Raw genomic sequence first — 26,564 nt, forward strand, 5'->3', positions numbered from 1 at the left:
GTAGATCACAGAGACTGATGAACGCCGAGGGCTGGCGCGCTCGTTACTCGCCGGTTAACCTCAATTGAGCGGGGCACACTCCCCGCACCCCACTCCTGGCGGCCTGGTGACGCAGCCGCCGAGAGTGTCAGTCGGTTCGGTGCCTCAGGTACCGCAGTACGGCGCGGCTCCGGGACAGAGCCCCGCCGGATCTCCATCTCACCGGTTCACCGGACGCCTGTGTGCGTCGCGTCCGGGCTCGAATCCCCGCACTCGGTACGCCCGTAGGCGTATCCGCTTGTGCCCCTCAGTCGTCACTCCTCCCTCCTGGAGTCCTCAGATGGACGCTCCCCTGTCCCCCGCTTCCCCGGCCACCCTCCCGACCGTCGCGGTCGTCGGTCTCGGCACGATGGGCACCGGCATCGCCGAGGTGCTCGCCCGCGCCGGCCGTGAGGTCATCGGCATCGACATCAGCGAGGCCGCGGGCGCGCAGGCCGTCGCCGCGCTCGAGGCCTCGACGGCGCGTGCGGTGCGCCGCGAGCGCCTCACCGAGGACGAGCGGCGGGACGTCCTCGCCCGGTTCCGCACCTTCACGGACCTCCAAGCCGCGGCCGACGCCGACCTCGTCATCGAGGTGGCTCCCGAGTCGTACGACATCAAGCAGCAGATCTTCCGGGACCTCGACGCCGTCGTGCGGCCGGAGACGATCCTCGCGACCGGCACGAACGCCCTGTCCGTGACGCGGCTCGCCGCCGACTCGGCCCGCCCGGAGCGGGTCCTCGGGCTGCACTTCTTCAACCCGGCGCCCGCGATGAAGCTCGTCGAGGTGGTCTCGTCGGTGCTCACCGCGCCCACGGCCGTCGCGGCGGTCACGGATCTCGCCGTCGAACTCGGCAAGGAGCCCGTCGCGGTGGGCGACCGGCCCGGCTTCGTCGCCGACGGCCTGCTGTTCGGCTACCTCAACCAGGCCGCCGCCATGTACGAGGCGAAGTACGCCTCGCGCGAGGACATCGACGCCGCGATGAAGCTGGGCTGCGGCCTGCCCATGGGCCCCCTCGCGCTGCTCGACCTCATCGGCATCGACACGGCGCGCACGGTCCTCGACGCCATGTACACCGAGTCCCACGACCGCCTGCACGCGCCGGCGCCCGTCCTCAAGCAGCTCAGCGAGGCGGGTCTGACCGGCCGCAAGTCGGGGCGCGGCTTCTACACGTACGCGGAGCCGGGCAGCTCCGAGGTCGTGCGGGACGCGCTCACCCCGCTCGCGGGCGAAGTCGTGGACGGCGCGCGCACCATCCGCTCGGTCGGCGTCGCGGGCTCCGGGACCATGGCGTCCGGTATCGCGGAGGTCTTCGCGAAGGCGGGCTACGACGTGGTGCTCGCCGCCCGCAGCGAAGAGAAGGCCGAGAAGGCCAAGTCCCGTATCGGCAAGTCTCTTTCGCGCTCTGTCGACAAGGGCCGCATGACCGCGGAGGCGGCGGCGCAGACCCTGGACCGGATCACTCCGGCGGGTTCGTACGACGCCTTCTCGGACGTCGACCTGGCGCTCGAAGCCGTCGCCGAGGACCTGGAGATCAAGCAGCAGCTGTTCGGGACGTTCGACAAGGTGTGCAAGCCGGGCGCGGTCCTCGCCACGACGACCTCGTCGCTGCCCGTCGTGGCCTGCGCCCGCGCGACCTCGCGCCCGCAGGACGTCATCGGCATGCACTTCTTCAACCCGGCGCCCGCGATGAAGCTCGTCGAGGTCGTGCGGACCGTGCTGACCGGCGACGACGTGCACGCCACCGTCCGTGAGGTGTGCACGAAGATCCGCAAGCACCCGGTGGACTGCGGTGACCGCGCGGGCTTCATCGTGAACGCCCTGCTGTTCCCGTACCTGAACAACGCGATCAAGATGGTGCAGGAGCACTACGCGACGCTCGACGACATCGACGCCGCGATGAGGCTCGGCGGCGGCTACCCGATGGGGCCCTTCGAGCTCCTGGACGTGGTCGGCCTCGATGTCTCGCTGGCCATCGAGAAGGTCCTGCACCGCGAGTTCCGCGACCCGGGCCTGGCCCCCGCGCCGCTGCTCGAGCACCTGGTGGCCGCGGGCTGCCTCGGCCGCAAGACCGGCCGCGGCTTCCGCGAATATGCCCGGCGCTGACCAGCCCACGGGCAGCGGCACCGGACGGCCCACCGACTGGGGCGGCCTGCTCCGGCCGCCCGGTCTCGCTCCCCCCGCCCGTGCCCCGGGTGGGGGGAACCCCGCTCGGGCGCACGCCACCGCGCATATGCAGTACGTTCATGGCATGTCCAAGGCCGCCAAGTCCTCCCGAACGACGCCCACGCCCGACGCTCCTGAGAGCGCCGCGGGCTCCCGTGCCGCAGCCCAGCGGCTCAAGATGCGCCGGGAGCTGGCGGCCGCGGCGATGGAACTCTTCGCGACCAAGGGCTACGAGGCCACGACGGTCGACGAGATCGCGGCCGCGGCGGGTGTGGCACGGCGGACCTTCTTCCGCCACTTCCGCTCCAAGGAAGAGGCGATCTTCCCGGACCACGACGACACCCTGATCCGGGCGGAGGCGGTCCTCAACGCGGCGCCCGCGCACGAGCATCCGCTCGACACGGTGTGCCGCGGCATCAAGGAAGTCATGAAGATGTACGCGGCGTCGCCCGCCGTGTCCGTGGAGCGCTACCGCCTCACACGCGAGGTACCCACCCTGCGCGAGCGCGAGATCGCCTCGGTGGCCCGCTACGAGCGGCTTTTCACCCGCTATCTCCTGGGCCACTTCGACGAGCACGCCCACCAGCACGGCAATGACGACCCGCTGCTCGCCGAGGTCGCCGCGTCCGCCGTCGTCACCGCCCACAACCACGTGCTGCGGCGCTGGCTGCGGGCCGGCGGCCAGGGTGACGTGGAGAACCAGCTCGACCACGCCTTCGCGATCGTCCGCAAGACGTTCGGTACGGGCATCGGGGCGGGCCGGGACACCGCCACCGCTCCGGCGGCCTCTGCGTCCACGGGTGGCGACGTGCTGGTCACCGTGGCGCGCACGGACGCGCCGCTGGACGAGATCATGGGAACGATCGAGAAGGCGCTGCGGGAACGCGGCTAGCCGCCCCGTCGGCACTGCATGAACTGTGCTGGCCCCAGGGGCTGTTGACGCCCCATCAAGAAGACCGGCCCGCGCGGCGCGCTCTCCGGCGCGGCTCCCGCCCGGAGAACGCCGCTGCCCCCAGCCGGTCGTCCGGCGCCCTCTCCGGCGCGGCCTCCCGCCCGGAGAGCGCCGCCACCCCCGGCCGTCCGGCGCGATCTGTGCGCCCGGCTTCCGGTAGGCGGCGGCACTCTCCCCACCGAGCAGGGTCGGGGCCCCGTCCGGCCGCAGGTGCGCGATCCGCGCGCCGCCCTCGCCGCTCCACCTCGCCGCCCGCATAGCGGGCCCCCTGGAGGCCGCTGTGGACCCTCTCCGGGGCCTCTGAGACGCAGGCCAGAGCCGCCGTCGGCCTCCGGTGCCATCGAGCCGCACCACCTCTGACCTGCACTGATCGATCATCGCTCAAAAACTTGTGGCACCCAGTGTCTTGCCGACTGGCACGCGGTGCCATACGTTGAAGGTGTCCGGGCGGCCGGCGTGCAGAGAACTTCCGTACGTCGGCTGTCCCCGCAAGCCACCCAATCCGTGGCGAGCGCGCCCGGACGCCTGCGTCACAGGCAAACTTCTCGCGCCGACCAAGCGCTGCCGTAGCAACACCCCGCCGAACCGACGGCACCTCTCCACCCACACAGCAGCACTCCACACCGACGTAACCCTCAACGTCCCCCTGGGACGCATCGCCGGAGGCAACATCGTGAAGGAAATCCTGGACGCGATTCAGTCGCCGGAGTCGACCTCCGCCGACTTCGCCGCTCTGCCGCTCCCCGAGTCGTACCGCGCCATCACCGTGCACAAGGACGAGGCGGAGATGTTCGCCGGCCTCGACACCCGGGACAAGGACCCCCGCAAGTCGATCCACCTGGACGACGTGCCGGTCCCGGAACTCGGCCCGGGCGAGGCGCTCGTGGCCGTCATGGCCAGCTCCGTGAACTACAACTCGGTCTGGACCTCGATCTTCGAGCCGGTGTCCACCTTCAGCTTCCTGGAGCGCTACGGACGCCTGTCGGAGCTCACCAAGCGCCACGACCTGCCGTACCACATCATCGGTTCCGACCTCGCGGGCGTCGTGCTGCGCACCGGTCCCGGCGTCAACGCCTGGAACCCCGGCGACGAGGTCGTCGCGCACTGCCTCTCCGTCGAGCTGGAGTCCTCGGACGGCCACAACGACACGATGCTCGACCCCGAGCAGCGCATCTGGGGCTTCGAGACGAACTTCGGCGGCCTCGCCGAGATCGCGCTCGTCAAGTCCAACCAGCTGATGCCGAAGCCGGACCACCTGAGCTGGGAAGAGGCCGCGGCCCCCGGCCTGGTGAACTCCACCGCGTACCGCCAGCTCGTCTCGCGCAACGGCGCCGGCATGAAGCAGGGCGACAACGTCCTGATCTGGGGCGCCAGCGGCGGACTCGGCTCGTACGCCACGCAGTTCGCGCTGGCCGGCGGCGCCAACCCGATCTGTGTCGTCTCCAGCCCGGAGAAGGCCGCCATCTGTGAGGCCATGGGCGCCGAAGCGGTCATCGACCGCAACGCCGAGGGCTACAAGTTCTGGAAGGACGAGCACACCCAGGACCCGAAGGAGTGGAAGCGCTTCGGCAAGCGCATCCGTGAGCTCACCGGCGGGGAAGACGTCGACATCGTCTTCGAGCACCCCGGCCGCGAGACCTTCGGCGCCTCGGTCTACGTGACCCGCAAGGGCGGCACGATCGTCACCTGCGCCTCGACGTCCGGCTACAACCACGAGTACGACAACCGCTACCTGTGGATGTCCCTCAAGAAGATCGTGGGCTCGCACTTCGCCAACTACCGCGAGGCGTGGGAGGCGAACCGCCTGGTCGCCAAGGGCAAGATCCACCCGACGCTCTCGAAGGTGTACTCCCTCGAGGACACCGGCCAGGCCGCCTACGACGTGCACCGCAACCTCCATCAGGGCAAGGTCGGCGTCCTCGCGCTGGCCCCGAAGGAGGGCCTGGGCGTCCGCGACCAGGAACTGCGCGCCCAGCACATCGACGCCATCAACCGCTTCCGCAACATCTGAACCCCCGAGGAGTAGCGGAACATGACTGAGCGCCAGAAGGACCGGCCGTGGCTGATGCGCACGTACGCCGGTCACTCCACGGCTGAGGCGTCCAACGAGCTGTACCGGCGCAATCTCGCCAAGGGCCAGACGGGTCTGTCGGTCGCGTTCGACCTGCCGACGCAGACCGGCTACGACCCGGACCACATCCTCGCCCGCGGCGAGGTCGGCCGGGTCGGGGTGCCGGTCTCGCACCTCGGTGACATGCGCAGGCTGTTCCAGGACATCCCCCTGGAGCAGATGAACACCTCGATGACCATCAACGCCACCGCCATGTGGCTCCTGGCGCTCTACCAGGTCGTCGCGGAGGAGCAGGGCGCGGACATCACCCAGCTCCAGGGCACGACGCAGAACGACATCGTCAAGGAGTACCTGTCGCGGGGCACGCACGTGTTCCCGCCGGCTCCCTCCCTGCGGCTGACGACGGACATGATCGCGTACACGGTCCGGCACATGCCGAAGTGGAACCCGATCAACATCTGCAGCTACCACCTCCAGGAGGCGGGGGCCACACCGGTCCAGGAGATCGCGTACGCGATGTCCACCGCCATCGCCGTTCTCGATGCCGTACGCGACTCAGGACAGGTCCCCGCCGAGAAGTTCGGGGACGTCGTGGCCCGCATCTCCTTCTTCGTGAACGCGGGTGTCCGCTTCATCGAGGAGATGTGCAAGATGCGGGCGTTCGGGCGGATCTGGGACCAGATCACACGCGAGCGGTACGGCATCGAGAACGCGAAGCAGCGCCGGTTCCGCTACGGAGTCCAGGTCAACTCCCTGGGCCTGACCGAGGCGCAGCCGGAGAACAACGTCCAGCGCATCGTCCTGGAGATGCTGGCCGTGACGCTGTCCAAGGACGCACGCGCCCGCGCCGTCCAGCTCCCGGCCTGGAACGAGGCGCTCGGCCTGCCCCGCCCCTGGGACCAGCAGTGGTCCCTGCGCATCCAGCAGGTCCTCGCGCACGAGAGCGACCTGCTGGAGTACGAGGACATCTTCGCGGGATCGCACGTCATCGAGAAGAAGGTCGACGAGCTCGTCGCCGACTCGTTCGCCGAGATCGAGCGGATCCAGGAGATGGGCGGCGCGATGGCCGCCGTCGAGTCCGGCTACCTCAAGTCGCAGCTCGTCTCCTCGCACGCCGAGCGCCGGGCACGGATCGAGGGCGGCGAGGAGAAGATCGTCGGCGTGAACATCCACGAGTCGACCGAGCCGAACCCGCTCACCGCCGACCTGGACGCCGCGATCATGACGGTGGATCACCAGGTCGAGTCGCGGGTCGTGCGGGCCATCGACGAGTGGCGCACCACGCGCCAGGAGTCGAGCGACCGGCAGGGCATGGGCGACCCGTACCACTACCCGACCACCCAGCAGGCCGTGGAGCGCCTGAAGGAGGCCGCGGCCGGCACCGAGAACCTGATGGAAGCCACGCTCGAATGCGCCCGAGCGGGTGTCACCACCGGCGAGTGGTCACAGGCACTGCGCGAGGTGTTCGGCGAGTTCCGCGCCCCCACAGGCGTCTCGTCGGCACCGGTCGCCGTCACCGCCGAGGCGGGCACGCCGCTCGCCCTCGTCCGCGAGAAGGTCCGCCGCACCGGCGACGAGCTCGGCGGCAAGCTGCGCCTCCTGGTCGGCAAGCCGGGCCTCGACGGGCACTCGAACGGCGCCGAGCAGATCGCCGTACGCGCGCGTGACGCGGGCTTCGAGGTGGTCTACCAGGGCATCAGGCTCACGCCCGAACAGATCGTGTCCGCCGCGCTCGCCGAGGACGTGCACTGCGTCGGCCTGTCGATCCTCTCCGGGTCGCACGCCGCGCTGGTGCCCGACGTCCTCGACCGGCTGCGCGAGGCGGGCGCCGCCGACATCCCCGTGATCGTCGGCGGCATCATTCCCAACGGCGATGCCGAGGACCTGAAGCGCGCGGGCGTGGCCGCCGTCTTCACCCCCAAGGACTTCGGCATCACGGAGATCATCGGACGTATCGTCGACGAGATCCGGCAAGCGAACAAGCTCGACCCTCTGGAGGTCCCCGCATGACCGCGCCCATCAACCGTCTCCGTCCCCGCCGCTCGTGTCTCGCGGTCCCGGGATCGAACCCGCGCTTCCTGGAGAAGGCCCAGGGTCTGCCCGCCGACCAGGTCTTCCTTGACCTGGAGGACGCCTGCGCGCCGCTCGCCAAGCCGGAGGCCCGGCACACCATCGTCAAGTTCCTCAACGAGGGCGACTGGACGGGCAAGACGCGTGTGGTGCGTGTGAACGACTGGACGACCGAGTGGACGTACCGCGACGTCGTCACGGTCGTCGAGGGCGCGGGCCAGAACCTCGACTGCATCATGCTGCCGAAGGTCCAGGACGCCCAGCAGATCGTCGCGCTCGACCTGCTGCTCACGCAGATCGAGAAGACGATGGGCTTCGAGACCGGCAAGATCGGCATCGAGGCGCAGATCGAGAACGCGCAGGGCCTCAACAACGTCAACGCGATCGCGACGGCCTCCCAGCGCGTCGAGACGATCATCTTCGGCCCGGCCGACTTCATGGCCTCCATCAACATGAAGTCCCTGGTCGTCGGCGAGCAGCCGCCCGGCTACGACGCCGACGCCTACCACTACATCCTGATGAAGATCCTGATGGCCGCCCGCGCCAACAACCTCCAGGCGATCGACGGCCCCTACCTGCAGATCCGCAACCAGGAGGGCTACAAGGCGGTCGCGAAGCGCGCCGCGGCCCTCGGTTTCGACGGCAAGTGGGTGCTGCACCCGGACCAGGTCGCCGCGGCGAACGAGATCTTCTCGCCCTCGCAGGAGGACTACGACCACGCCGAGCTGATCCTGGACGCGTACGACTTCTACACGTCCGAGGCCGGCGGCAAGAAGGGCTCCGCGATGCTGGGCGACGAGATGATCGACGAGGCCAGCCGCAAGATGGCCCTCGTCATCTCCGGCAAGGGACGCGCCGCGGGCATGCAGCGCACCTCCAAGTTCGAAGCGCCGGAGGCCTGAGCACCATGCAGTTCGGACGCACCTACGAAGAGTTCGAGGTCGGCGCGGTCTACAAGCACTGGCCCGGAAAGACCGTCACCGAGTACGACGACCACCTCTTCTGTCTCCTGACGATGAACCACCACCCGCTCCACATGGACACGAACTATGCGGAGAACACGACGGACTTCGGCAAGAACGTCGTCGTCGGGAACTACATCTACTCGCTGCTCCTCGGCATGTCCGTCCCTGACGTGTCGGGCAAGGCGATCGCGAACCTCGAGATCGAGTCGCTGCGCCATGTCGCGCCGACCTTCCACGGCGACACGATCTACGGCGAGACCACGGTCCTCGACAAGACGCCGTCGAAGTCGAAGAACGACCGCGGGATCGTCTACGTGGAGACCAAGGGCTACAAGCAGGACGGCACGCTGGTCTGCGTGTTCCGCCGCAAGGTGATGGTCCCCACCGAGACGTACATCAAGGAGCGCGGCGGCGAGCAGCCCGGCCGCCCCCAGCTCAAGGAGCAGGAGAAGTAGCCATGGCGCGACTCGCCCAGACCGCCGGTCTCACCGACGTCCAGCAGGAGATCCTCTCCACCGTCCGCGACTTCGTGGACAAGGAGATCATCCCGGTCGCGACCGAGCTGGAGCACCGCGACGAGTACCCGCAGCAGATCGTCGACGGCCTCAAGGAGTTGGGCCTGTTCGGCCTGATGATCCCGGAGGAGTACGGGGGTCTGGGCGAGTCCCTTCTCACGTACGCGCTGTGCGTCGAGGAGATCGCCCGCGGCTGGATGTCGGTCTCCGGCATCATCAACACGCACTTCATCGTGGCGTACATGCTCAAGCAGCACGGCACGCAGGAGCAGAAGGACTACTTCCTGCCGCGCATGGCGCTGGGCGAGACGCGCGGCGCGTTCTCGATGTCGGAGCCGGCGCTCGGCTCGGACGTGTCGGCGATCTCGTCGAAGGCGGTGAAGGACGGCGAGGAGTACGTCCTGAACGGCCAGAAGATGTGGCTGACGAACGGCGGCTCGTCGAATCTGGTGGCCGTCCTGGTCAAGAGTGACGAAGGACACCCGGAGGGCACGGCGCCCCACAAGTCGATGACGACCTTCCTCGTCGAGAAGGAGCCCGGCTTCGGAGAGGTCCGTCCGGGCCTCACCATTCCGGGGAAGATCGACAAGATGGGTTACAAGGGCGTCGACACGACCGAACTCATCATGGACGGACTACGCATTCCGGCCAATCGGGTGCTCGGCGGCGAGACCGGCCGAGGGTTTTACCAAATGATGGACGGAGTGGAAGTCGGCCGCGTGAATGTCGCGGCACGTGGCTGCGGTGTCGCGCAGCGTGCGTTTGAACTGGGAGTTTCCTACGCCCAGCAACGCCACACGTTCGGCAAGCCCATCGCCCAGCACCAGGCCATCCAGTTCAAGCTCGCGGAGATGGCTACCAAGGTCGAGGCCGCCCATGCGATGATGGTCAACGCAGCACGCAAAAAGGATTCCGGGGAACGAAACGACCTCGAAGCAGGGATGGCGAAGTACCTCGCCTCCGAATACTGCAAGGAAGTGGTCGAGGACGCCTTCCGGATCCACGGCGGCTACGGCTTCTCCAAGGAGTACGAAATCGAGCGCCTCTACCGCGAGGCCCCGATGCTCCTGATCGGTGAAGGTACCGCCGAGATCCAGAAAATGATCATTGGCCGCCGCCTGCTCGAGGAGTATCGATTCCAGGGCTGAATGTCCGCTACAGGGTGTTTTGTTCGAGAAGAAGATCACACCCTGTCAGCACTCTTCAGCCGCCGACTCAGCTTCCTGGCTTGCCCAGTTGTGGCTCGCAACCGATAGCATCCCGGAAAAGCCGCCGTCCCCCCGTACAGAGCGCGGCATCATCCGCTACGAAGGTCATCCATGCCCCACAGCCAAACCTCTGCACCACGCGACGGCGTCCTGGGTGGACGCATTGCGCGCGGAGCATCGCCGTGGCTCCTGCCGACCGTCGCCACAGCCGCCCTGAGCCTGGCCCGTTCGCGTCGCTCCAAGAAGGCCGCCGCAGTAGCCGTACCCGCCACCGCTCTGGCGGCCGGCATGCTGTGGTTCTTCCGCGACCCCGAGCGTGAGATCGCCCCCGGCCGGGTCATCTCCCCGGCCGACGGCGTGGTGCAGAGCATCATGCCGTGGAAGGACGGGCGGACCCGGGTCGCGATCTTCATGAGCCCGCTGAACGTCCACGTCAACCGCGCGCCGCTGGCGGGCACGGTGACGTCCGTGGAGCACATCCCCGGCGGGTTCGTCCCGGCGTTCAACAAGGAGAGCGAGAACAACGAGCGCGTTGTCTGGCACTTCGACACCGAGCTCGGCGACATCGAGATGGTGCAGATCGCCGGTGCGGTCGCCCGCCGGATCGTCCCGTACGTCCCGCAGGGCACCAAGCTCGAGCAGGGCGAGCGCATCGGTCTGATCCGCTTCGGGTCGCGCGTCGACATCTACCTCCCCGAGGGTGTCGAGGTCGCACTCGAGGTCGGCCAGAAGACCGTGGCTGGGGTGACTCGCATTGACCGTGACTGATCCAGAGACGCAGGCCGGGTGGGTGCCCGAGGCCGAGGAGGCGGACGAAGCGGAGGAAATGCCGCTTTCACTGCGCCTGTCGATAGCGGACACCCTCACGCTCGGTAACGCCACGTGCGGCTTCATGGCGGTGTACTTCACCACCACCGGCATCCTGATCCCGCACCTCCAGGGCAGCCAGGAGTCGGGCATGGCCCGGCACAGCGCGGCCACGGCCGTGATCCTGATGCTGGCCGCGGCGATCTTCGACCTGTTCGACGGCCTGGTGGCGCGCAAGCTCCGCTCGTCGCCGATGGGCGCCGAGCTGGACAACCTCTCGGACCTCATCAGCTTCGGCCTCGCACCCGCGTACTTCGTCCTCGTGTACGGCATGGTCGCGGACGACGCGCATCAGCGGGTGGCGGCGGTGGGCGCCATCGTGGTGCTCCTGGCCGTCGTGCTCAGGCTCGCGAGATTCTCGTGCGTGACGGTGAAGGACGGCACCTTCCAGGGCATGCCGAGCCCCTTCGGGGCGCTCACGGTCGTGTCGATCGTGCTCCTCGAGCTGCCGTTCGTGGCCACGGTCCTCGCGATCATCGGTACGGCCTGGCTGATGGTGAGCCGTGTCGAGTACCCGAAGCCGCGCGGTCCGCTTGCGGTCGCGATGCTGGGGTGGATCGTGGCGGCGATGGGGCTCCTGGCGGCCTGGGCGTTCGACGCCCCCGGCGGCCAGCTGCTGCTCCAGACCGGCTGCGCGCTCCAGCTGGTCCTCGGCGCCGTGATCCCGCTGTTCGCGACGGCCCGGAGGGTGAACAACTTCCGGGACAACCGCCGCGAGGCACGCGCCGCGCAGCTGCCGTAACCCGTACCCGTACAGCCGAAGGGCCCCGAACCGCTTGGTTCGGGGCCCTTCGGCTGTCTCAGGGAGCGGGGTGCAGGCCGGTGCCGGGCAGGCCCGGGCGTACCAGGACCTTCACGTGGTCGTCCGGCTGCCGGAGCGTGTCCAGGGCCGCGGACACGCCGCCGAGGCCCACCCGGCCCGTCACGAGCGCGACCGCGTCGATCGTGCCGTCCGCGATGCGGTCCAAGGTCCTGCCGAACTCCTCCGGCGGGTACGCCATGCACATGGTTACGGTGATGTCCTTGTAGAGGCCGACGACGGGGGTGAAGACGTCCTCCGTCATGCAGGCCCCGATCAGGAGCACCCGCGTCTGACGCGGCGCCCTGTGCAGGATCTCGTTGAACATGCCGGCCCGGCCCGAGCACTCCAGGACCGTGAGCGGCGTGTCCGCGGGCGCGGCCGCCCGCCAGGCGTCGAAGGGGTCCTGTGCGGCCGGGTCGACGCACACGTGCGCTCCGAAGCGCTCGGCGAGAGCACGCCGCCTCGGGGACGGCTCCGATACGACGACGGGCGCCACGCCCCGCTCCACGAGCGCGGCGACGGCTCCGAGGCCGATCGGCCCCGCCCCGATGACGACGGCCCCGGAGCCGGGCTCGGGCGCGGCCCGCGCGACGTTCCCGAAGCCCACGGCGAGCGGCTCGGTTCGCGCTGTGGCTGACGTCGCACACCCCGGACCACGCGCGGCTCATCGAGCGAGCCTGGAACCTGGCCGCGGTCCGGGAGAGCCATGAGCGGTTCGCGGAGCGCTTCGGTGACCTCCGCGCGGCAGAAAACGCGTCCGGCGACGCGGCGGCTTTCGTGGCCAGGACCCGGCTGGTGCACGCCTGGCGCGGGACGTTCGAGCGGGATCCGCGGCTTCCGGGCGCGCTGCTGCCGGACGACTGGCCGGGCCGCGCAGCGACCCGGCTGTTCGTCGACGCGTGGCGGGCGCTGCGGGAGCCCGCCGACCGCTACTGGCGCGGCCTCACCGGGGATCAGGCCACAGGCGGTGTGTAGCCCTTGGCGACCTCCGACTCCTGCGCCTCGCGTACGACCTTCATCCCGCCGGTCACCGACTTGTCGGGCTGAAGGATCACCGACTGGTTCGAGGAGGGGGCCTTCGGGTCGCTGAAGTTCTGGGTGACGCCGAAGCCGTTGTCGAAGGCGTCGATCGTCAGGAGCGCCTTGTCGACGCCTTCGCGGGTGAGGTCCTTGCTCGCGCAGGCCTTCTTCAGGGCGTCACCGAAGACGGAGGCCGCGGTCCAGCCGGCCACGACGCCGTTGTCGAGGGAGTCCTTCGGATAGGCCGCCTTGTAGTCCGCGACCAGCTTCTGCGCCTTGGGTGTCTCGGCGCCGATGGGCAGGGACGGGGACGCGACGTAGTAGTTCTTCATCAGCGCGGGACCCGCCTGGGTCGCGAGGAGCTGCGGGGCGAAGGCGGAGTTGTTGCCGATGACGGGCACGTCGAAGCCGCCGGCCGCGGCGACCCCGACGAGGGAGGCCGCCTGGCGCGGGCCCGCACTGATCACGATGCCCTTCACGCCTGCCTTCTTCAGGGCGGCGACCTGTGCCGTCATGTCGTTGTCCGTCGGCTTGATCTTCTGCTCGACGACGGTCAGGCCGGACTTCCCCGCCATGTAGCGGGAGCCCTTGAGCGCGCTCTCGCCGTAATCGCCCTCGAAGTAGACGTGCCCGAGCTTGTCGCCCTTCTTGAGGCCCTTCTCCTTCATCAGGAAGTCGATCGCGTTGATCGTCTCCAGGTCGTACGTGGAGCCGATGACACGCACGTACGGGCTGCCGAGCAGGCTCGCCGACCAGGCCTGCGGCAGGACGAGGCCCTTGTCCTGGCCGTCGATGCGCTGCTTGACCGCGGCGACGAACGGCGAGCCGATGAACTGGGTGAAGCCGAGCACCTTCGGGGCCAGTTCGGTGTATCCGGCGACGGCCTTCTGCGGGTCGTAGCCGTGGTCGCGGACGGTGAGGGACAGCTTGTAGCCGCAGATGCCGCCGGCCGCGTTCGTCTGCTTCACGTACAGCTGCTGCGCCTGGGTGACGCTCTTGCCGAGGGTGGCGTAGACGCCCGTCATGTCGGTGAGGGCGCCGAGCGTGATCGTTTTCCCGGAGATGCCCTCTCCGGTCCTGACGCCGCCCGCGCCCGCCTTGCCGCCCTTGTCGCCGTCACCTCCGGTGTCCTTCGCCTTGGAGCTGCACGCGGTGAGTGCGAGCAGGGTGGCGGCCGCCAGCGCGGCGGCCCTGAGGGTGGTTGCGCGGGACGTCATGTGTCCTCCTGGGGAGTTGGCCTGCCGTGCCGGGCGGTGATCCTCACCAGGCCGCCGGGCAGGAAGAGCACCACCGCCACGACGGCGGCGCCGTAGAGGTACCGGGCCGCCTCGCCCGGTGCGATCCCGCCGGTCCCCGGCGCGGAGACGAGCGGGAGCAGATCGCTGTAGCGCGTGAGGATCTGGGGCAGCAGCGAGACGAAGGCCGCGCCGATGACGGCGCCCGACACCGAGCCGAGCCCGCCGATGACGATCATGGCGAGGTAGTCGAGGGACAGCGTCATGCCGAAGTACTCGGGCACGGTCCGCTGGAAGACGAGCGCGAGGAGCACCCCGGCGAGGCCCGCGTACATCGACGACAGGACGAAGACCGACGCGCGGTAGCGGGCGACGGGCACACCGATGACCCCGGCGGCGACGCGGTGGTCGCGGATCGCGTTCATGGCGCGTCCCGGGCGGCCGCGCAGCACGCCGCGCGCGAAGAGTCCGCCGGCCAGGAGCAGTACGAGCCCCAAGTACCAGAGTTTCTCCGCGGACCCGAACGGCACGGCGGCGACGACGAGTTCACGGTCGTCGAAGGTGAGCCCGAACAGGTGCAGGGGCGGTACGTCGCGTCCGTTGAAGCCGCCCGTCAGGTCGCGGGCGTTGAAGAGCACGTGCTGGCCGATGAAGATCAGGGCGAGGGTGGCGATGCCGAGGTAGGCGCCGCGCAGACGGCCCGCGATGGGGCTGAAGACGCCGCCCGCGACCCCGGCGACGAGGACCGCGAGGACGGCCGCGAGCCAGGTCGGCAGCCCGAGCCCGGTCAGGCCGTCGGCTCCGTCACCGTCTCCGGCGAACACGCAGTACCCGTACGCCCCCACGGCCAGGAAGAACGCGTGGCCCATGGAGAGCTGGCCGGTCGCGCCGGTGAGGAGGTTGAGGCCGGTCGCGCCGATCGCGGCCGCCATCGCGAACAGGCCCGCCTGGAGCCAGAACCGGTCGACGTAGAAGGGCAGGGCGAGCAGGAGGACCGCCCCCGCGGCCCACACGTAGGTGCGGCGGCGGGCCAGGAACGCGGGCCGGCGGACGGACCTGCGCGCGGGCTGCTCGGTGCGGGTGACGGCCTCAGACACGGGCGGGCTCCTTCGTGCCGAAGAGGCCGGCGGGCCTGATGAGCAGGATGGCGGTCATCACGAGATAGGGCGCGACATCGCCCAGCCCGCGCCCCATGAAGGAGAGTTCGCTCTGGTAGCCGGTGGCCATGGACTCGGTCACACCCACGAGGAGGCCACCGACCAGTGCGCCGGTGGTGGAGTCGAGGCCGCCGAGTATCGCGGCGGGGAACGCCTTGAGGGCGGCGAGCGACGTGGCGCGTTCCAGGCCGGGGGTCGGGAAGACGGTGAGGAAGAGCGCGGCCACGGCCGCGAGTCCCCCGGCCACGGCCCAGGCGCCGAGCGAGACCCTGCCCAGGCGTACGCCCATCAGCGCGGCGGTCTCCTGGCTCTCGGCGGCGGCGCGCATCACGACGCCCCACGACGTGTACCGGAACGCCAGCAGGAAGACCGTGATCAGGAGCGCGGCGACCACGAACGCGGCGATCCGCGTGTGGGCGACGGAGACCTGGCCGACGGTGAGCACGTCGTCGCCCCACGGGTCGCCGAGGGAGAGGACGTCGGTGCCGAGGCGGCGCGTCAGCTCCGTGGTGAGCAGGATGTCGACGCCGATGGTGACGATGGCGAGGACGGCGTGGTCGGAGCCCCGGTAGCGGCGCATCACGAGGAACTCCACCGCGGCGCCCACGACGGCGGCGCCCGCGATCCCGGCGAGCAGCGCGGGCCAGAACCCGAGGCTCTCGTGCAGCGACGCGGTGATGTATCCGCCGGCGAGGAGCAGCGAGGCGTGCGCGAAGTTCACCACTTCGGTGGCGCGGAAGATGACGACGAAGCCGAGGGCGATCAGGGCGTAGACGGCTCCCAACGAGACACCGTTGAGGAGGAGTTCGACGAAGGTGCTCACGACGCGGTTCCCTCTCCCAGGTAGGCACGGACGACGGCGGGGTCGTTCTGTACGTCGTCCGGGGTGCCGTCGGCGATGAGCCGGCCGAAGTCGAGCACGGTCACGGCGTCGGCGAGCCGCATCACCACCCCCATGTCGTGTTCCACCAGGACGATCGAGATGCCGAGGCTGTCGCGGACCCCGGCGATGACACCGGCGGTACGGGCGCGCTCCCGCGCGGTCATCCCGGCGACGGGCTCGTCGAGCAGCAGGAGGCGCGGCTCCATGCACAGGGCGCGGGCCAGTTCGGCGAGCTTCTGCTGCCCGTACGGCAATGAGCCTGCGGGGCTGGCGAGTTGGTGCTCGATGCCGACGAACGCGGCGATCTCTCTGACGCGTTCGCGGTGCCTGCGCTCCTCGCGGGCGGCGGCGGGCAGCCGCAGGCCGGCGGCCAGGAACCCGGCGCTGGTCAGCCGGTGCCGGCCTAGCATCAGGCAGTCCTCGACGGTGTCGCGGGGCGGCAGCGCGAGGTTCTGGAAGATCCGGGCGACGCCGAGGCCGGCGATGCGGTGGGCGGACATCCCGGTGAGCTCGTGCTCGCCGAAGCGGACGCTGCCGGCGGTGGCGCGGTAGACACCGGACAGCACGTTGAAACAGGTCGACTTCCCAGCGCCGTTGGGCCCGATGAGGGCGTGGACGGTACCGGGGCGGACGGTGAAGCCGACGGCGTCGAGGGCGGTGAGGCCCGAGAAGCGGACGGTGAGGTCGCGGACGTGGAGGGGCGGGATGTCGGGCGTGCCGGGGGCGGGCCGCGCGTCGATCGGGTTCCGGCCCGACTCCTGCTGCATCCGTGCGGGCTCCGGGGTCATCGCGGGCCTCCCCAGCGGGGCAGGGACGGGAGCGTCTCGGCGCCGCGGGTCGCGTCGGCGGCCGCCGTCTCGTCCACGACCCCCAGGTAGCGGCGGCGGATCTCGTCGGACGCGGCGAGGTCCGCCGCCGGGCCCTCGACCGCGACCTCTCCGACGTCGAGGACGTATGCCTGCGAGGCGAGGCGGAGCGCGAGGGCCGCGTTCTGCTCGACGAGCAGGACCGAGGTGCCCTGCGCGTTGATCTCCAGGACCGTCTCGGCGATCCGCGCGGCCATCAACGGCGCGAGGCCCAGGGACGGTTCGTCCAGGAGCAGCAGGCGCGGCGAGGCCATCAGGGCCCTGCCCACGGCCAGCATCTGCTGCTCCCCGCCGGACAGGAGCCCCGCGCGCTGGGCTGCGCGGTCGGCGAGGACCGGGAACAGTTCGTGGACGCGGCGCAGGGCGGTCGCCTTCGCGGCCCGGGAACCGGCGGAGCCGAGCGCCCCCGCGCGCAGGTTGTCGGCCACGGTCATTCGGGCGAACACCCGCCTGCCCTCCGGGACTTGGGCGATTCCGGCGGCGACGACCCGGTCCGGGGCGAGCCCGTCCAGGGGCCGGCCGCAAAAGCGGATCGTGCCCGCGGTGACCGCGCCGCGCTGGAAGCCGAGGGTGCGCGAAATCGCCCTCAGGAGCGTCGACTTGCCGGCTCCGTTGTTCCCGAGCACCGCGACGACGGCGCCCTCGGGCACATACAGGGACACGTCGCGCAGGGCGCGTACGGGCCCGTAGCCGACGGACACGCCGTCGACGACCAGTCCGGAATCTGCCACCCGTACCCCCTAGGTGCCGTGTCTCAGGTGCCGCCGCTCAGGTGCCGCCGCTCGCCACATGGAGCGGGCCGGTGCGCCGCGTGGCGCTCACCCCAGCACCGCCGGGGCGGCCCGTCCACGGGCCGCGGGCGAATCGCTGCGGGTGACCAGCGCTCACCGGCGTCGGTTGTGCACGGGCACAACACCCCGCGTCAGGGGCCTGCCGGGCGCGGCCGTGCGGTGACATCCTCCGCACGGGACCACCTCGCGACGCCCTTGCCGCGGTGGACCGTGGGGAGGGGCGATGAGCAGGCGCAGGCCTCGCACCGGCCAGGACTGGAGACTTCTGAGGGAGACGTGCACGGAGTTGCTGGAGCGGGTGCCGGAACTGGTGGACGAGCATCTGCGCCAGCTCTCCGCGTACTCGGAGGTGTACGGGCGGGTGCTGCCGTACGACGTCCAGTGGCGCGAGGCCGAGGAGGCGATGCGCATCGGCATCGAGACGATCGTCGCCCCGCGCACGACGCCCCGGCGGGACCTGGAGTACGCGGAGGAGTCGGGCCGGCGCCGGGCCGGTCAGGGGCTGCCGGTCGACCTGCTCGTGCACGCGTACCGCAACGCGGGCTATCTGGTGTGGGACGCGCTGCTCGAGAGCCCCGCCGGGCAGGACCCGGAGAAGCTGGCCGTGCTCATGCGGTCGGCGACGATGGTGTGGGCGGCGGTGGACGCGCAGGCCGCGGCGGCGGCCGAGGCGTACCGCGCTACCGAGATGGAGCTGCGGCGGCGCACGGACGAGCAGTTGCAGGCGCTCCTCGACGCGCTCCTCGAGGGCAGGCCCGCGCCGGGCCTGGCGGCGCGGGCCGCCGCCGGCCTCGATCTGCCGGAGCATGGCCCGTACGCGGTGGTGGTGCTGCGCGTCGACCGGCGCGACGGGCGCGAGGCGTTCCACCGGCGGATCCAGAACCCGGGCTTCCGGTTCATCTGGCGGATGCGGACGGACTGCGAGGTCGGTGTGGTCGCGCTCGGCAGCGGCGAGGGGCTGGACGAGCTGACGGCGCTCCTTGACGGGCGGTGCCCGGGGCCCGGCGGGGTCAGCCCCGTGGTGGCCGGGCTCGCGGAACTGGGGCACGCGCGGCGCCTGGCCGAACTCGCCCTGCGCACCTGCCCGCCGGACGCGACCGGGATCGTCCGGCTCGACCGGCGCATGCCGACGGCCCTGGTGGTCAGCCAGCCCGAGCTTGCGGGCCGCCTGGTCACGGACGTGTTCGGCGAGGTTCTCGCGCTGGAGCCGGGCGACCGGGCGGTGCTGCTCGAAACGCTCGACGCGTGGCTGTCCTGCGAGGGCTCGGCGGGCCGGGCGGCGGGCCGTCTCTACTGCCACCGCAACACGGTCTTCAACCGGCTGCGCCGCCTCGAACAGCTGACGTCCAGGTCACTGTCCCGGCCGCGCGACCTGATGGAGATGACCCTGGCCCTCGACGCCTACCGGCTCTCGCCGGGGTGAGGACCAGCCCTCACCCCGGCGCGCGTCGGGTCACACCAGGAAATCGCGGGCGATCCGCTCCGCCACGGTCTCCAGGATCGGGCCTGCCTCGGCGATGCAGCGGGCCACGTCCGGCTCCACGTCCGTGAGGGCGTAGGCGCGGCGGATGCCCGCGCGGCCCAGGGCCTCCGGGGGAAGGGCGAGGCGGCCGCAGACCGCCACGACCTCGACGCCCGCCGCGCGGGCCGCCGCGGCGACGCCCGCCGGGGCCTTGCCGTGGAGCGTCTGCTCGTCGAGGGAACCCTCGCCCGTGATGACGAGGGTGGCGCGGGCGAGCGCGGGCGCGAAGCCGAGGACGTCGAGCATGACCTCGATGCCGGCCCGGAAGCCCGCTCCCAGGCCGACGAGGGCGCCGTAGCCGATGCCGCCGGCGGCTCCGGCGCCGGGCGATTCGGCGCATTCGAGTGCCTTCGGGCCGATCGACTTGGCCAGGACCCGCGCGAAGTGGGCCAGCGCCGCGTCCAGGTCGGCGACGTCGTCCGACGTCGCGCCCTTCTGCGGGCCGTACACCGCGGGCGCGCCCTTCGGGCCGGTCAGCGGGTTGTCGACGTCGCTGGCGAGGACGATCTCCACGTCGGCCAGGCGCGGGTCGAGCCCCGAGAGGTCGGCCGTGGCCAGGTCGGCGAGGGGCCCGCCGCCCGGGCCGACGGGCTTGCCGTCCGCGTCCAGGAAGCGTGCGCCGAGCGCGGCCAGCATTCCGGCGCCGCCGTCGGTCGTGGCGCTGCCGCCCACGCCGAAGACGATGGAGCGGGCGCCCGCGTCGAGCGCCGCGGCGAGCAGTTCGCCGGACCCGTACGTGGTCGAGGTCAGCGGCGCGAAGACGCCTTCGGGCAGCAGCTGGAGCCCGGACGCCTCGGCCATCTCGACGACGGCCGTGCCGTCCCGCAGGGCGTACGCCGCCGTGACCTCGTCACCGAGCGGCCCCGTGACCCGGACCTCGCGGCGCTCGAAACCGGCCGCCACGGCCGCGGCCACCGTGCCGTCCCCGCCGTCCGCGACGGGCACGGACTCGACCGTCACCCCGGGCGCGATCCGCCGCAGGCCGGCCGTGACCCGCTCCGCGACCTGCACGGCCGTGAGCGAGCCCTTGAACTTGTCCGCGGCGATGAGCACGTGCTCCGCCGTCACTCCAGCGTCCGCCACCTTGCATTCCCCTTGCTTTCGCGCCTTGCTCGCGCAAGGCAGTCGCGCCGCTGCGACCTTAACCGGAGGTGGGGGCCGCTGCCCATGGCTGTCCGGTCCGCGAAACGGCGCTCCCGGACAATAAGTCCCGCTATACATACTCAAACCGGGGCACCATGAGCGCGGAAATGATCGATCAGCCGGGCGCGGTGCCGGACGATCCGACGCACGGCCCGGAACGCCTCGCCCCACCGCGGCCCCTCATCGGGTACACCAAAGACATGACCCCAGTGGGCAGCGACCTCCAGGACCGGGTGCTCGGCGGCTGGCTCGGCCGGATCGCGGGCAACATGCTCGGCAAGCCGGTGGAACAGGGCGAGCACTGGACCCGGGCGCGCATCGACAGCTATCTGCGGCGGGCCGCCGCCCTGCCGCTCACCGACTATCTGCCCGAACCCGCCGACGAGTCCGACGGCCTCGCGCTGCGCCCCGAGTGGCGGCGGTGCGTACGCGGACGGATCCACGGCAGCTGCCGGGACGACGACGTGGACTACGCGATCCTCGGCCTGCACCTCCTGGAGACGCACGGCTTCGCCTTCTCCACGGAACAGGTGGGTGATCTGTGGCTGATGAGGCTGCCGTATCTGCAGACGTTCACCGCGGAGCGGGCGGCGTACCGCAATCTCGCGAACGGGCTGAAGCCGCCGCTCACGGCGACGTTCGACAATCCGTACCAGGAGTGGATCGGCGCGCTGATCCGTGCCGACATCTTCGGCTGGACCTGTCCGGGCGACCCGCACCGCGCCGCCTCCCTCGCGCGCCGCGACGCGGTCCTGTCCCATACGGGCAACGGCGTGTACGGCGCGATGTGGGCGGCGGCGCTCGTCGCGGCGGCGTTCACGGCGCCGGGCCCGCGCGCCGCGCTCGACACCGCACTCACCGTGATCCCGGCGAGCAGCCGACTTGCCCGTACGGTGCGCCGCACTGCCACGCTCCACGAGTCGCGGCTGAGCTGGGAGGAGACGCTCGCGACGCTGGAGGAGGAGACGGCCGGGCTCGGCTGGATCCACACGGTCCCGAACGCGGCCGTCATCACGGCCGGGCTCCTGTACGGCGACGGGGACTTCACCCGCACCCTCGCGCTCACGGTGCGCGGCGGCCTGGACACCGACTCGAACGGCGCGACGGCCGGGTCCGTGGCCGGTGTGCTGTGCGGGGCTGCGGCGATCCCGGCGCAGTGGAAGGACCCGCTGGAGGACCGGGTGCGCAGCGCGGTGTTCGGGTTCGACGGCGCGCGGATCAGCGAACTCGCGGCACGTACGGTCGAATTGGCCGAGGCCTGATCCGGCGGCCACGGGCCCCGGCACACGGTCGTTAGGCTTCCCTCATGACTGCCTCTGCCGAGTTCGCCGCGTACATCGCGGGCCTCCCCCGCGTCCTGTGCGGCGCCGCCGCACTCTTCCGTGACTCCGAGGGGCGCGTGCTGCTCGTCGAGCCGAACTACCGCGACGGGTGGGCGCTGCCGGGCGGCACCGTCGAGTCCGACACCGGGGAGACCCCGCGCCAGGGCGCCCGGCGCGAGACCGCCGAGGAGATCGGCCTCGACGTGGAGCTCGGCCGGCTGCTCGCGGTCGACTGGGTGTCCGGCACGGCCGCGCGTCCGCCGCTCGTGGCCTATCTGTACGACGGCGGGGTCCTGGACGAGGACCGCTTCAAGGCGATCAAGCTCCAGGAGGAGGAACTGCTCTCCTGGCGCCTCGTGGACGGGCCCGACCTGCCGGAGTATCTGCCGGGCTCACTCGGCCGCCGCGTCCTCACAGCCCTCGACGTCCTCACGCGGGGCGAAGGAACGGCCGAACTGGAGGACGGCAACCGCGTGAGCTGACCCGGCCCGGTGCGACGCGCGCCGATATCGCCTCGCGGTCCGCCCGGAGGGGCGCCTACCCTCGGCGGCATGAGCACGCAGCCTCTCGTCGCGATTCTCAGTGGTGCAGGCATCTCCACGGACTCCGGGATCCCGGACTACCGCGGGCCGAACGGTCTGTGGCGGCGCGACCCGGAGGCGGAGAAGCTCGTCACGTACGAGTACTACATGGGCGATCCCGAGATCCGGCGCCGGTCGTGGCAGATGCGGCGGAAGAACCGGACCCTTGCCGCCGAGCCGAACGGCGCGCACCGGGCCGTCGCCGATCTGGAGCGGGCCGGTGTGCCCGTGCGGGTGATCACGCAGAACGTGGACGGGCTGCACCAGCTCGCCGGGATGCCCGCCCGCAAGGTCCTCGAACTGCACGGCTCCGCACGGAGTTTCGTGTGTACCGGCTGTCATGCGCGTGGGCCCATGGAGGACGCCCTCGCCCGGGTCGAGGCTGGGGAAGACGATCCGCCGTGCCTGGAGTGCGGGGGGATCCTCAAGTCGGCGACCGTGATGTTCGGGGAGCGGCTCGATCCGGTGGTGCTTGGTGAGGCCGTCGCGATCACCAAGGCGTGTCAGGTGTTCGTCGCCGTGGGGAGCAGCCTTCAGGTGCAGCCCGCCGCCGGGCTCGCCGGTGTTGCCGCGGATCATGGGGCACGGCTCGTCATCGTCAACGCCGAGGCGACGCCGTACGACGAATTGGCCGACGAAGTCATCCGCGAACCCATCGGCACCGCGCTGCCGAAGCTGCTGCGCCGACTCGGCATGGCGCACCCCTAGGGCCAGTCCGGCGGACCCCGCGACGCCGAGCTGATCCGCCGGACAGGCCCTAAGGGCGGATCCCGTCGCAAGCGATGGACAGATGCCGCGGCCCGCGCAGCACGGCGTTCTGCCGGTACGGCGGCGGGTCCTCGAGCAGACGTGGGTTCTCCAGCCTCCGGGCCAGTTCCGACAGAGCGAACTGGGCCTCCAGCCGGGCGAGAGGTGCGCCGAAACAGCTGTGGATGCCGCTGCCCAGGCCGAGATGCTGGATGTCCCCGCGGTCCGGGTCGAAGCGGTCCGGATTCTCGAAGCGCTGAGGGTCGCGGTTGCCGGACGCCAGGACCAGCCAGAGGGAGGCGCCCTTGGGGATGGTGACTCCGCGGACCTCGATGTCGGCGAGGGTGGTGCGCTGCGGCACCAGTTGTACGGGCGGCTCGAAGCGCAGCAGTTCCTCGACGATGGGCACGGCCAGCCGTGGATCCGCACGCAGCCGCTCCAGGACATCGGGGTTGCGCAGCAGGGTCAGCATTCCGTTGGTGATCAGGTTGACGGTCGTCTCGTGGCCCGCGATCAGCAACAGCGCCGCAGTGCTGAGGAGTTCCATCGTGGTCATCGAGCCGTCTTCGCCCTTGGCCGTCGCCAGCTCCGAGAGCATGTCGTTCCCGGGCTTCTTGCGGCGCTCCTCGATCAGGCCGGCCAGGTACATGCCCAGTTGCATCCGGGCGTCGTGCGAGGTCTTGCCCCGCTCGGTGGGATCCGCGTCCGGGTCGGGGTCCAGGCTCGCGGCGATCGTGTCCGCCCAGGTGTGGAAGCGCGCCTCGTCCTCGCGCGGAATCCCGAGCAGCCGGCAGATCACTGTCACGGGGAAGGGGTAGGAGAACTGGTCCACCAGGTCGATCCGGCCCGGATCGCCGAGGCCGTCGATGAGGCCGGAGACGATGCCATGGAGTTCTCCGCGCATCCCGTCGACCCGGTGGGGGGAGTGCGGCGGGCCGAAGGGCCGGTTCGTCATGCGTCGCAGCCGGTCGTGTTCCGGAGGGTCGAGCCGCAGGAAGCTCGGCGGCAGGGCGCTCTCGTCCTCCTGGGACGACTCGGCCAGCGGGTCGCGGGCGGTCGAGGCCAGATTGCGGGCGTCGGAACTGATCCGGGGATCGTGCAGGAGGCTGCGGATCTCGTAGTAGGTGCTGACCACGTACGGCCCGTCCTCTTCGTGGAGGACCGGCGTCTTCCGCAGCTCTTCGTAGATCGGGTACGGATTGGCCCGGTTGGCGTAGTCCAGGATCTGGTGCAGGGGGGATTGCGTCATGGCGAGTCCTCGTGGCCGTGCTGCGGGTCAGTGCGCAGGGGTGAACGTCATCCGGCGGTCGGCCGGCGAGTATCCGCTGAGGGTCACGGTGGGGCCGTGAGTGGGGACCGACGGGTCGGGGTAGTCCGCGTCCATCGGCTGCTGACCCTCCGAGCGCCGGTCGACCGTGAGGAACGGCGGCGGGAACGGCGCGGTGGTCTCGATCAACTCCTGGTAGAACGGCATCCACCGGCCATGGTCGAAGGCGACCGCACCGATGACGCGCCCCTGGTACCCGTAGACGCCGACGAAGCGGTGCTCCTCGAGCAAACCCTGGGAGATGAAGATCTCCGTCCCCAGTGACGGCACCCCGACCGACTTGATGTTGACTCCGAACTGCGAGGACCAGAAGGCAGGCATCCACATGTGGGGGAGCCGGTCGGTACTTTCGCTCAGCATGTTGTGCGCCGCGATCCCGGCCTGGGCCACGGCATTGCCCCAGTGCTCCAGGGACAGGAACTGGTAGCCGAACAAGGCGTGCGGGGAGCGGGCGACGTCGCCCGCCACATAGATGTCGTCGGTCACGATTCCCCGGATGTCGAACGCGCGGCAGCCGGCGTCGCACGCGATCCCGCGAGGGCCCGCCCCGAGTCCGGATCCGGCGAGCCAACCGGTGTTGCGGGTGGCGCCGAGTGAAACAACCACCACGTCGGTCTCCACGGTGGAGCCGTCGGACAGGTGCGCGGCACGCACACGTCCCGAGGCGTCGCCCTCCAGAGCGGTCACCATGACTCCGCACCGCAGGTCCACGCCGTGCTGGCGATGGAGTCCGGCGGCGACCGCGCCGACCACCCCGCCGAGTGCGCCGGCCAGGGGCGCCGCGGCGCGCTCGGCGACGGTGACCGGGAGGCCGCGTTCGCGGCAGGCGGAGGCGATCTCCGAGCCGGTGAACCCGGCGCCGATGACGAAGACCCGCTTGGGTCCCTCGTCGAGCCGCCGTGCGAGCGCGGCTGCGTCGTCGCGGGTCCGCAGCACGAAGACGCCGTCTAGTTCCGCCTCGGCCTCGCGAGGCCACGGTCGCGCCCGTACCCCGGTGGCGATCAGCAGCCGGTCGTACGGCACTTCGTCGCCGTCGGCCAGCCGCACCCGCTTGGCGGGCATGTCCAGGCCGGTGGCCGGGACCCCGAGCCGCCAGGTCGCGTCGACGGACCGGCGCCTGGGCAGCGAGGTACCGTCGGCGGTCGCCTTGCCCAGCAGCACCTGCTTGGACAGCGGGGGTCGGTCGTACGGCTCGTAGGGCTCGTCACCGATGATGGTCAGGGAGCCCGCGAAGCCCTTGTCACGCAGGGTTTCCGCAGCCCGCAGGCCGGCCAGCGAGGCGCCGACGACGACGATGCGGCCTTCGCGCTTGAGCCGTTCCAGTGATCCGTCACCGTTCACCGGACACCGCCTCGGCCGGGGCGTCCACCGCATCGACCAGGATGGCCTGAACGGGGCACGCTGCGGCGGCCTGGGCCAGCTTCTCGCGCTGCGCCTGGTCGGCCTCCGGGTGGTACAGCAGCGCCTCCTCGCCGTGCATGGCGAAGACCTCGGGCGCGAGGAACGCGCACTGCGCATACCCCTGACAGCGGTTCAGGTCGACGGCAATCCTCACCACGGGATCGGTCCTCTCCAACGGCCCGCTCAGCCCCCTGTGACCACCCTCGGTGTCCGGACGGGATGCGGCGACGAGAAGGCGACCGTTCGAGTGAGCGGTGTGGCCGGCTCAGGTCGATGTGGCCGGCTGTGGCCGGGCGGGACGCCGACGCCGCAGGATGTTCAGGCTGACGAGCAACGCCCAGGCCGGGAAGACCAGTTCGGACCAGGGCAGGTTCGCTCCCACCACGAGCAGCGTAAGGCCCGCCAGGTAGCCGAGGGCGACGAGCGGGCGCGGGACGGTGCCGAGCCGGCGGCCGATGGTCGAGGTCGTGATGATGAACACGGCCGCCATCCGCATGGCGTACGTGGTCAGCAGGGCGTAGGCGAAGTGCCGGCCGAAAGGAGGGTTCTGCTGACTCTCGTCGAGCACGGTTCCCGCTGCCGCGGCGGCGCCGAACAGGGTGGCGACGAAGACCAGGCCGCTGCCCAGGAACACGGTGGAGACGAACCGGTCCTCACCCTCGCCGGCCTGCTCGCGCAGGGCGCCCATGAACCACAGGAAGGCGATCCCGGCGAACGGGAGCAGCGCCAGCGCCGTCCGCACCGCGCTGCGCTGTCCGGCATCGACGGTTACCTCGCCCCCGCCGTTGCCGCCGGGCAGAGCGATGCGCATCAGGACGATCGCCGCGGCCATCAGGATCGCGAACACCACCCCGGCCACCCCGGCGGCCCAGGGTGTCGCGAGGCGCTCGTGCTGTCGCTCCATGGTCTCCCGCTTTCTGCCTGGTCCTCCTTC

The 26,564-nt window shown here is 70.8% G+C and carries 25 protein-coding genes; 14 read left to right on the forward strand and 11 right to left on the reverse strand.

Annotated elements, in window-relative coordinates:
* The first annotated feature begins 319 nt into the window (after window positions 1-319).
* The 9 genes from OG574_RS13335 to pssA all read left to right on the forward strand — a co-directional run bounded on the left by OG574_RS13335 (window position 320) and on the right by pssA (window position 11,575).
* Window positions 320-2,125 (forward strand): 3-hydroxyacyl-CoA dehydrogenase family protein, encoded by a 1,806-nt coding sequence (locus tag OG574_RS13335; protein WP_326773400.1) that lies wholly within the window; start codon window positions 320-322, stop codon window positions 2,123-2,125.
* Between the two features lie 127 nt (window positions 2,126-2,252).
* Window positions 2,253-3,077: a TetR family transcriptional regulator gene (locus tag OG574_RS13340; protein ID WP_199841634.1), complete on the forward strand. Its 825-nt coding sequence runs from the start codon at window positions 2,253-2,255 to the stop codon at window positions 3,075-3,077.
* A gap of 733 nt (window positions 3,078-3,810) precedes the next feature.
* Complete coding sequence (gene ccrA / locus OG574_RS13345; protein ID WP_116507969.1) at window positions 3,811-5,148, forward strand: crotonyl-CoA carboxylase/reductase; 1,338 nt, start codon at window positions 3,811-3,813, stop codon at window positions 5,146-5,148.
* A 21-nt stretch (window positions 5,149-5,169) separates the two neighbouring features.
* Complete coding sequence (locus OG574_RS13350) at window positions 5,170-7,218, forward strand: protein meaA (RefSeq protein ID WP_326773401.1); 2,049 nt, start codon at window positions 5,170-5,172, stop codon at window positions 7,216-7,218.
* Entirely contained in the window at window positions 7,215-8,180 is a 966-nt protein-coding gene (locus OG574_RS13355) for an HpcH/HpaI aldolase/citrate lyase family protein (RefSeq protein ID WP_326773402.1), read from the forward strand. The genes OG574_RS13350 and OG574_RS13355 overlap by 4 nt, the downstream gene beginning before the upstream one ends.
* Before the next feature lie 5 nt (window positions 8,181-8,185).
* Window positions 8,186-8,698, forward strand: coding sequence for a MaoC family dehydratase (locus OG574_RS13360; RefSeq protein WP_100591523.1), 513 nt, complete (start codon window positions 8,186-8,188; stop codon window positions 8,696-8,698).
* A 2-nt stretch (window positions 8,699-8,700) separates the two neighbouring features.
* Window positions 8,701-9,906 carry an acyl-CoA dehydrogenase family protein gene (locus tag OG574_RS13365; RefSeq protein ID WP_100591522.1) on the forward strand — a complete coding sequence of 402 codons (1,206 nt, stop codon included), beginning with the start codon at window positions 8,701-8,703 and terminating at the stop codon, window positions 9,904-9,906.
* A gap of 171 nt (window positions 9,907-10,077) precedes the next feature.
* Complete coding sequence (locus OG574_RS13370) at window positions 10,078-10,734, forward strand: phosphatidylserine decarboxylase (protein ID WP_100591521.1); 657 nt, start codon at window positions 10,078-10,080, stop codon at window positions 10,732-10,734.
* Window positions 10,721-11,575 carry a CDP-diacylglycerol--serine O-phosphatidyltransferase gene (gene pssA / locus OG574_RS13375; RefSeq protein ID WP_100591520.1) on the forward strand — a complete coding sequence of 285 codons (855 nt, stop codon included), beginning with the start codon at window positions 10,721-10,723 and terminating at the stop codon, window positions 11,573-11,575. Before OG574_RS13370 ends, pssA begins: the two co-directional genes overlap by 14 nt.
* Window positions 11,576-11,633: 58 nt before the next feature.
* Here the strand turns inward: pssA and OG574_RS13380 are convergent, their stop codons facing one another.
* The gene (locus OG574_RS13380; protein ID WP_326773403.1) at window positions 11,634-12,242 is read right to left on the reverse strand and encodes a zinc-binding dehydrogenase; all 609 of its coding nucleotides are present in this window, start codon (window positions 12,240-12,242) and stop codon (window positions 11,634-11,636) included.
* A 77-nt stretch (window positions 12,243-12,319) separates the two neighbouring features.
* Here OG574_RS13380 and OG574_RS13385 point away from each other — a divergent pair, with 77 nt between their 5' ends.
* The gene (locus OG574_RS13385) at window positions 12,320-12,610 is read left to right on the forward strand and encodes a PaaX family transcriptional regulator C-terminal domain-containing protein (protein ID WP_326778460.1); all 291 of its coding nucleotides are present in this window, start codon (window positions 12,320-12,322) and stop codon (window positions 12,608-12,610) included.
* Here the strand turns inward: OG574_RS13385 and OG574_RS13390 are convergent.
* Genes OG574_RS13390 through OG574_RS13410 form a run of 5 tightly spaced genes read right to left on the reverse strand, consistent with a single transcriptional unit; the run spans window position 12,589 to window position 17,527 of the window.
* Complete coding sequence (locus OG574_RS13390) at window positions 12,589-13,872, reverse strand: ABC transporter substrate-binding protein (RefSeq protein ID WP_326773404.1); 1,284 nt, start codon at window positions 13,870-13,872, stop codon at window positions 12,589-12,591. The genes OG574_RS13385 and OG574_RS13390 overlap by 22 nt on opposite strands.
* Complete coding sequence (locus tag OG574_RS13395) at window positions 13,869-14,987, reverse strand: branched-chain amino acid ABC transporter permease (protein ID WP_442816819.1); 1,119 nt, start codon at window positions 14,985-14,987, stop codon at window positions 13,869-13,871. The genes OG574_RS13390 and OG574_RS13395 overlap by 4 nt, the downstream gene beginning before the upstream one ends.
* Window positions 14,980-15,870 (reverse strand): branched-chain amino acid ABC transporter permease, encoded by an 891-nt coding sequence (locus OG574_RS13400; protein ID WP_326773405.1) that lies wholly within the window; start codon window positions 15,868-15,870, stop codon window positions 14,980-14,982. Before OG574_RS13400 ends, OG574_RS13395 begins: the two co-directional genes overlap by 8 nt.
* Complete coding sequence (locus OG574_RS13405; RefSeq protein WP_442816924.1) at window positions 15,867-16,697, reverse strand: ABC transporter ATP-binding protein; 831 nt, start codon at window positions 16,695-16,697, stop codon at window positions 15,867-15,869. Before OG574_RS13405 ends, OG574_RS13400 begins: the two co-directional genes overlap by 4 nt.
* A gap of 17 nt (window positions 16,698-16,714) precedes the next feature.
* Window positions 16,715-17,527: an ABC transporter ATP-binding protein gene (locus tag OG574_RS13410; protein ID WP_326773406.1), complete on the reverse strand. Its 813-nt coding sequence runs from the start codon at window positions 17,525-17,527 to the stop codon at window positions 16,715-16,717.
* Window positions 17,528-17,810: 283 nt separating this feature from the next.
* On the opposite strand from OG574_RS13410, the gene OG574_RS13415 reads away from it, so the two are divergent.
* Window positions 17,811-19,010, forward strand: a complete 1,200-nt coding sequence (locus OG574_RS13415) for a PucR family transcriptional regulator (RefSeq protein WP_326773407.1) — start codon at window positions 17,811-17,813, stop codon at window positions 19,008-19,010.
* Between the two features lie 30 nt (window positions 19,011-19,040).
* Here OG574_RS13415 and OG574_RS13420 read toward each other — a convergent pair whose 3' ends face one another.
* Entirely contained in the window at window positions 19,041-20,192 is a 1,152-nt protein-coding gene (locus tag OG574_RS13420; RefSeq protein WP_326773408.1) for a glycerate kinase, read from the reverse strand.
* A gap of 260 nt (window positions 20,193-20,452) precedes the next feature.
* On the opposite strand from OG574_RS13420, the gene OG574_RS13425 reads away from it, so the two are divergent.
* From OG574_RS13425 to OG574_RS13435, 3 genes are all read left to right on the forward strand, one after another.
* Entirely contained in the window at window positions 20,453-21,514 is a 1,062-nt protein-coding gene (locus OG574_RS13425; protein WP_326778463.1) for an ADP-ribosylglycohydrolase family protein, read from the forward strand.
* Window positions 21,515-21,558: 44 nt separating this feature from the next.
* Complete coding sequence (locus OG574_RS13430) at window positions 21,559-22,056, forward strand: NUDIX hydrolase (RefSeq protein WP_326773409.1); 498 nt, start codon at window positions 21,559-21,561, stop codon at window positions 22,054-22,056.
* Window positions 22,057-22,125: 69 nt separating this feature from the next.
* Window positions 22,126-22,863 carry an SIR2 family NAD-dependent protein deacylase gene (locus OG574_RS13435; protein WP_100591508.1) on the forward strand — a complete coding sequence of 246 codons (738 nt, stop codon included), beginning with the start codon at window positions 22,126-22,128 and terminating at the stop codon, window positions 22,861-22,863.
* A 49-nt stretch (window positions 22,864-22,912) separates the two neighbouring features.
* Here the strand turns inward: OG574_RS13435 and OG574_RS13440 are convergent, their stop codons facing one another.
* The 4 genes from OG574_RS13440 to OG574_RS13455 form a co-directional block, all read right to left on the reverse strand.
* The gene (locus tag OG574_RS13440) at window positions 22,913-24,151 is read right to left on the reverse strand and encodes a cytochrome P450 (RefSeq protein WP_326773410.1); all 1,239 of its coding nucleotides are present in this window, start codon (window positions 24,149-24,151) and stop codon (window positions 22,913-22,915) included.
* Between the two features lie 27 nt (window positions 24,152-24,178).
* Window positions 24,179-25,603 carry an NAD(P)/FAD-dependent oxidoreductase gene (locus OG574_RS13445; RefSeq protein WP_442816820.1) on the reverse strand — a complete coding sequence of 475 codons (1,425 nt, stop codon included), beginning with the start codon at window positions 25,601-25,603 and terminating at the stop codon, window positions 24,179-24,181.
* Complete coding sequence (locus tag OG574_RS13450) at window positions 25,560-25,784, reverse strand: ferredoxin (RefSeq protein WP_326778464.1); 225 nt, start codon at window positions 25,782-25,784, stop codon at window positions 25,560-25,562. The genes OG574_RS13445 and OG574_RS13450 overlap by 44 nt, the downstream gene beginning before the upstream one ends.
* Window positions 25,785-25,895: 111 nt before the next feature.
* Entirely contained in the window at window positions 25,896-26,534 is a 639-nt protein-coding gene (locus OG574_RS13455) for a hypothetical protein (RefSeq protein WP_326773412.1), read from the reverse strand.
* Between the last annotated feature and the right edge of the window lie 30 nt (window positions 26,535-26,564).

The sequence above is a fragment of the Streptomyces sp. NBC_01445 genome (assembly GCF_035918235.1).
Lineage (GTDB): Bacteria > Actinomycetota > Actinomycetes > Streptomycetales > Streptomycetaceae > Streptomyces.